The sequence below is a fragment of the Gemmobacter sp. genome (assembly GCF_016792925.1).
Lineage (GTDB): Bacteria > Pseudomonadota > Alphaproteobacteria > Rhodobacterales > Rhodobacteraceae > Gemmobacter.
The window spans coordinates 1-6,094 of the sequence record NZ_JAEULU010000086.1 but is presented as its reverse complement, the minus strand read 5'-3'; the positions used below and the strand labels follow the sequence as shown (position 1 = coordinate 6,094).

The 6,094-nt window shown below is 66.0% G+C and carries 8 protein-coding genes; 6 read left to right on the top strand and 2 right to left on the bottom strand.

Annotated elements, in window-relative coordinates; translation table 11 throughout:
- The 4 genes from JNN06_RS04485 to JNN06_RS04470 form a co-directional block, all read left to right on the top strand.
- Positions 1 to 493, top strand: a 493-nt coding sequence (locus JNN06_RS04485; protein WP_291238391.1) for an ATP-binding protein, incomplete at its 5' end; no start/stop codon positions are given.
- A gap of 48 nt (positions 494 to 541) precedes the next feature.
- A complete protein-coding gene (locus tag JNN06_RS04480) occupies positions 542 to 1,003 on the top strand; it encodes an Rrf2 family transcriptional regulator (protein WP_291238390.1) in 462 nt (153 codons plus the stop codon).
- Positions 1,000 to 2,379 carry an FAD-binding oxidoreductase gene (locus JNN06_RS04475; RefSeq protein ID WP_291238389.1) on the top strand — a complete coding sequence of 460 codons (1,380 nt, stop codon included), beginning with the start codon at positions 1,000 to 1,002 and terminating at the stop codon, positions 2,377 to 2,379. The genes JNN06_RS04480 and JNN06_RS04475 overlap by 4 nt, the downstream gene beginning before the upstream one ends.
- A gap of 63 nt (positions 2,380 to 2,442) precedes the next feature.
- The gene (locus JNN06_RS04470) at positions 2,443 to 3,234 is read left to right on the top strand and encodes a hypothetical protein (RefSeq protein WP_291238388.1); all 792 of its coding nucleotides are present in this window, start codon (positions 2,443 to 2,445) and stop codon (positions 3,232 to 3,234) included.
- A gap of 12 nt (positions 3,235 to 3,246) precedes the next feature.
- Here the strand turns inward: JNN06_RS04470 and JNN06_RS04465 are convergent, their stop codons facing one another.
- Together JNN06_RS04465 and ubiG are read right to left on the bottom strand one after the other, a co-directional pair.
- Positions 3,247 to 4,173 (bottom strand): DUF4105 domain-containing protein, encoded by a 927-nt coding sequence (locus JNN06_RS04465; protein ID WP_291238387.1) that lies wholly within the window; start codon positions 4,171 to 4,173, stop codon positions 3,247 to 3,249.
- A complete protein-coding gene (gene ubiG / locus JNN06_RS04460) occupies positions 4,170 to 4,907 on the bottom strand; it encodes a bifunctional 2-polyprenyl-6-hydroxyphenol methylase/3-demethylubiquinol 3-O-methyltransferase UbiG (protein WP_291238386.1) in 738 nt (245 codons plus the stop codon). Before ubiG ends, JNN06_RS04465 begins: the two co-directional genes overlap by 4 nt.
- 50 nt (positions 4,908 to 4,957) lie before the next feature.
- Between ubiG and pip the strand changes: the two genes are divergently transcribed.
- Complete coding sequence (gene pip / locus JNN06_RS04455) at positions 4,958 to 5,941, top strand: prolyl aminopeptidase (protein WP_291238385.1); 984 nt, start codon at positions 4,958 to 4,960, stop codon at positions 5,939 to 5,941.
- Between the two features lie 3 nt (positions 5,942 to 5,944).
- Positions 5,945 to 6,094: TspO/MBR family protein (locus JNN06_RS04450; protein WP_291238392.1), on the top strand; the 150-nt coding region annotated here is incomplete at its 3' end.

Sequence of the window (6,094 nt, the reverse complement as noted above, 5' to 3'; positions counted from 1 at the left end):
CATGCGCCGCCTCGTCGACCGCGAGCTGGCGCGGGCGCGCATCCAGTCGGACCGGCGCAAGGCCAGTGCGGCACCCGCGCAAGTGCTGGCCCGGGTGCAGGGCGTCTTGCAGCGCACGCCTGCCGGGGCCGCGCTGGTCTGGGTGCTGGAGGCGCCCGCCGATCTGCGCGCGCGCATCGACCCCGACGATCTGACCGAGGCGCTTGGCGCACTGACCGAGAATGCGGTACGCCATGCCCGCAGCCGGGTGCTGCTGCGCAGCCTGGCACTGCCGGAGGGCGTGGCAATCGTGGTCCAGGATGACGGGCCGGGCGTGCCGGAGGCGCAGCTGGCCCGGCTGGTGCAGCGCGGGGTCCGGCTTGACGAAACCGGCGAGGGGCAGGGCATGGGCCTTGCCATCGTCTCCGACATTGCCGACGCGGCAGGGGGCAGCCTGCAACTGGAAAGCCTGCATCCGGGCTTTCGCGCCACCCTGCGGCTTTCAGCGCCCTAAATCTCTTGTCGCATTGATTCCACACGGCTTTGCCCTTACGGATTTCATATGATCACGCAGAAGATGAAATACGCCCTCAAAGCCCTGCTGACCCTGGCCGATGAGGCCGCGCAAGAGGTGCCCTCGGCGCTGACGATCGAAGAAATCGCCAAACGCTCGGGCACGCCCAAGCGGTTTCTGGAGCATATCCTGCTGGAAATCCGCAATGCCGGGGTCATCGCCTCGACCCGGGGCCGGGCCGGCGGCTACAGCCTTGTGAAGGCGCCGCGTGACATCTCGATTTCCGAAATGCTGCGCCTGATTGATGGCCCCATCGCCCCGCTGCCCTGCCTGTCGCGCCGGTCCTACCAGCGCTGCGAGGATTGCACCGATGAGGCCAGCTGCCGCATCCGCAAGGTCTTCGCCGAGGTGTTCTGGTCTTACCTCCTCATCATCGAATCGCTGACGCTGGAAGATATGCTGCGCTCGGGCGCGGTGGCGGCCACCGTGTTGCAAGAACCGGCGGCATGACCCGGCTGGGCGGGCCGTCCTTCTGGTATGCCGACGCCGGATTGCCTGCCCCCCGCCCCGCCTTGCAGGGCGATTGCGCGGTGGATGTGGCGATCATCGGCGCGGGATATACCGGGCTTTGGGCCGCATGGTATCTGCGCAAGGCCGATCCTTCGCTGAATATCCTGCTGATTGACAAACACTTTGCGGGTTTTGGCGCCTCGGGGCGCAATGGTGGCTGGCTGACCGGCGGCTTTGCCTGGAGCCATGACCGCTACGCGAAAACCCATGGCGAGGCCGCCACGCGCGCCATGGTGGCGGCCATGAACGGCACGGTGGCCGAGGTGCTGGCCGTGGCGGCCGCAGAGAGGATCGAGGCCGACATCCGCCCCACGGAGGAGCTGATGGTGGCGACCAACCCGGCGCAACTGGCGCGGCTGCGGGCCGAGGTGGCGCATCGCCGCCATTGGGGCGAGGCGGCGCGTGTGCGCGCGATCGGCGCGGCCGAGGCCATGGGCCGGGTGGCGGTGCCGGGCACTTTGGGCGGCATGATCGTCGAAGGCGTGGCGCGGGTGCAGCCCGCCAAGCTGGTGCAGGGCCTGGCGCAAGCGGTGGAACGTGCGGGCGCCCGGATCGTGGAAGAGACCGAGGTGCTGTCCTATCGCCCCGGCCATGTGATCACCGCGCGCGGCACCGTGCGGGCGGGGGTCATCCTGCGCGCGACCGAGGGTTTCACCCCCGGTTTGCCGGGGCACCGGCGCGACTGGCTGGCGCTGAACTCGGCCCAGATCGTGACCGAGCCTTTGCCGCCCGAGGTCTGGGACCGGATCGGCTGGCAGAGGCACGAGATTTTCGGCGATTTCGCCAATGCCTATTGCTATTGCCAGCGCACGCGCGAGGGGCGCATTGCCGTGGGCGGGCGCGGCGTGCCCTATCGCTTTGGCAATGGCACCGACCGCGCGGGCGTGCCCGATCCCGAGACGCTGCGCCGCCTGACCGCGATCCTGCACCGGCATTTCCCGGCGGCGCGGGGCGCGCGGATCGACCATGGCTGGTGCGGTGTGCTGGGCGTGCCGCGCGACTGGTGCGCCAGTCTGGGGTTTGATCGGGCAACGGGCCTGGGCTTTGCGGGCGGCTATGTCGGGGTGGGGGTGTCCACCGCCAACCTCGCCGGGCGCACGCTGGCCGATCTGGTGACCGGGCAGGACAGTGCGCTGGTGCATCTGCCCTGGGTCAACCGCCAGACCCGCAAATGGGAGCCGGAGCCGCTGCGCTGGCTGGGCGTGCGCGGCATGTATGCGCTGCTCAACACCGCCGACCGCCGCGAGACGGCGCTTGGCCTACCCAAGACTTCGGGTTTTGCGCGTATGGGGAATTGGCTGACCGGGCGAGGGTAGGAGCTGATTGACTTTGTTACGCGTAATCCTCAGGTTGCGCACATTAACGGTTGGGAGAATGCCGTGACGATTTCGATTTCGATTGAGGGAAATCTCGCCGCGCTGATGACGCAAATGGTGACTGGCATGGGGAGTTCGGATGTGTATCTGGGCTATGGCCGGGCGATTTCGGTCTCTCTTGGTGACTGGTTTTATGGGGGGCTTTCCGGGGAGGGCGTGACCATATTGCAAAGTGGATCGCGCGCGTTGGAGGGCTCGTTCAACTATGCCAGTTTGATCAAGTTTGACGCAGGCTTTACCAGCCCCATGACCATTTCAGGCTTTCATGTCGATGCCGGGGCAGTTTTCCGGCTGGCGGGGCGCGATGCCAGCGGGGTTTATGTGACCTATAATCAGACAGCCCTGCAACGCGCGTTCAATGCCGAGGCCTTGCGCATTTCGGGGTCGGAAGGTGATGATGTGATTGCGCCCGGTCAGGTGCTGAAGATGCGCAAGGCGGATAGGCTGTTCGGTCAGGCAGGTAACGATCTGCTCTCGGGTGGTTTGGGTGCCGATACGCTGATGGGTGGTGCGGGGCAGGACAGGCTTTTGGGCGGTGCCGGGGCGGACCAGCTGGAGGGCGGCAACCACAGTGACGTGCTGACCGGCGGCAAGGGGGGCGACCGGTTTGTTTTCTCAGGGCGAAGCGGTGCCGATGTGATCACAGATTTCACAGATGGGTTGGACATGATCCGGCTGGCGGGGGCGCATCGTCTGGAGGAGGTCGATGAAGGCACGCTGATCAGCCATGATGGCGGCACCATCCTGTTGCGCGGCGTCGATATGGCGCTGATTGATGCCGAGGACTTTTTGTAGGGAGCGCCGCGCCTATTGAGGCCGGATCACCCGTGAATACGCGACCCCGTCCGGGGCGGCTTGTGCCAGCGGGGTGATGCGCACCCCGTGGCCGCGCCGGGCCGGGTCTTCGATCAGCCCGATGCGGTGCAGCCAGTCGGGCAGCAGGCCCGAAAGCAGCACGCTGCGATGCCAGCCAAATTCCGGCGCGCCGACGCGGATCAATTGCCAGACGATCGTGGTGCAATTGGCGGTCAGCGTGTTGTAGAAGCGTGCCCGCCGCGCCAGACGGTTGCCAAGCGCCAGATAAGACAAGAAAATCTTGCGCAATTGCACGGGCGAAAGGGTCAGCGGATAACGCCGCACCTCCTCGCCGCGCAGGGTGGTGCGCAGGCGCAGCAGGTCTTCCTCGGGGGCGGCGATCAGCGCCAGCTCGAATTGGCGGAAAAACCCGCCGATGGAGGAAAACACCTCGTGCCGCTCGCGCCGGATTTCCACCGAGAACACCAGATGGCGCCCGTCGGCAAAGGCGAAACTCAGCAGCAGATGGGCGATCTTGGGGTTGCCCCAGACCGAGGTGAACAGGTCGGCCCCAGTGATCTGGCGCAGATCATAGCTGTCGCTGCGCCAAGCCTGTTGCGCCTCGGTCTCGCTGGTCCAGTGGAAAGCGCGGATGTCATGCAGCGTGACCAGATCGCCCTGCGCCTCGCCCGTCACGATGCGCAACACATCGGGCGCCCAGTCGCGGTCAAGCCTGGGGCGCAGCGCAAAAAAGAACCACAGCAGCAGCGCCAGCGCCAGGGCAGCCAGGGCGGGCCATGCGGGCAGGGCCATCAGCCGCAGCGCCGCCACCCCGCCCCCCGCCAGCAGCAGCAGGGCAAGGCCGGGGGCGCGATGCTGCACCCAAAGCGCCGTGCCGCCCCAAAGCGCCAGAAGGGCCAGCGCCACCCAGAAGATCATGCGCGCTTCACGCTGGCGGTGACGTAATTCACCGAAAGGTCGCGCTCCGACAGGCTCCAGCGCCAGGACACCGCGTTGAACACCATGCCCTTGCGATCCACCGGATCAAGGCCGGCGCGGCGGATCAGGTCCAGCAACTCCTCCGGGGTGATGAATTTCTTCCAGTCGTGCGTCCCCTTGGGCAGCCAGCGCATGATCCATTCCGCCCCCACAATCGCCATGGCAAAGCTTTTGGCATTGCGGTTCAGGGTCGAGCAAACCATCAGCCCGCCGGGTTTCAGCAGATGCTGGCAGGCGGTCAGATAGGCCAGCGGATCGGCCACATGCTCCACCACCTCCATGTTCAGCACCACATCGAATTGCTCGCCCGCCTCTGCCAGCGCCTCGGCGCTGGTGTGGCGATAGTCGATGCTCAGGCCGGATTGCTCGGCGTGAATTTGCGCCACCGGGATATTGCGCGCGGCGACATCTGCGCCCACCACCGTGGCCCCCAGCCGGGCCATGGGCTCTGACAGCAACCCACCGCCGCAACCAATATCCAACAGGCGCAAGCCCTTGAACGGTTCGGGTTGCGTCAGGTCACGGCCAAACTCGGCAGCGATCTGGCGGGTGATATAGTCCAGCCGGCAGGGGTTCATCTCGTGCAGCGGCTTGAACTTGCCGGTCGGATCCCACCATTCTGCGGCCATCGCCTCGAACTTCGCCACTTCGGCGGCGTCAATCGTGGTGGTCATCTGGGTCTCTCCGGTGGCGGAATGCGTTTGAGGCGTTATATAGTATGATCATGGACCATAGATCAGGCCAAAAGCGCGCAGTTGAATATCTTTATCCGCCGGTCGAACCCTTCGACCAGCGGGTGATCGAGGTTGCGGGCGGGCATTGGGTTTATGTGGAACAATGCGGCGCGCCGGAGGGGGTGCCGGTGCTGGTGCTGCACGGCGGCCCCGGCGGCGGATGCAGCCCGACGATGCGGCGCTATTTCGACCCGGACGTGTATCGGGTCGTCTTGTTCGACCAGCGCGGCTGCGGACGCTCGCGCCCGACGGCCAGTGTCGAGGCCAATACCACCTGGGATCTGGTGTCCGATATCGAGGTGATCCGGCAGACCTTGGGCATCGGGCGCTTCATCCTGTTCGGGGGCAGCTGGGGCGCCACGCTGGCGCTGGTTTACGCCATCACCCACCCGGAGCGGGTGCGCCATCTGGTGCTGCGCGGTGTGTTTCTGGGCACGCGGGCCGAGCTGGCTTGGTTCTATGGCGGTGGGGCAGGGGCGTTTTACCCCGAACTTTGGGCGCGCTTTGCCACGCCGATCCCCGAGGCGGAGCGGGGCGATCTGATCGGCGCCTATCACCGGCGGCTGTTCTCGGGAAATATGGTCGAGGAAATGCGCTTTGCCCGGCTGTGGACGCAATGGGAAAATGCGCTGGCCTCGGTGAACACCGAAGGCGGGCATTACGAAAGCCCGTCGGATTACGCCCGCGCTTTTGCCCGGCTGGAAAACCACTACTTCCAGAATAGCTGTTTTCTGGAAAGCGATGGCTGGATTCTGGCCAACCGCGCCCGGATCGAGCATCTGGGCGCCACCATCGTGCAGGGCCGGTTCGACATGATCTGCCCGCCTGTAGGCGCGTGGAAACTGGCCGAGGGCTGGCGCGCTTGTGATTTGCGCATGGTCGGGCTGGCGGGGCATGCCCTGTCAGAGCCCGGCATCTCGGCCGAGCTGGTGCATGTGATGGATGGCCTGCGGGCCATCGGAAAGGGCGCGTGAGGCATGGAAGCGGGGTTTGACTGGGGGCTGTTCGGGCTGTTTCTGGCGGCAAGCGCCGCAGCCGGGATCACGGGCTGGATGTTCAAGCCCGGCGCCTGGTATGAAGGGCTTGTGAAGCCCGACTGGCGCCCGAAGAACTGGATGTTCCCGGCC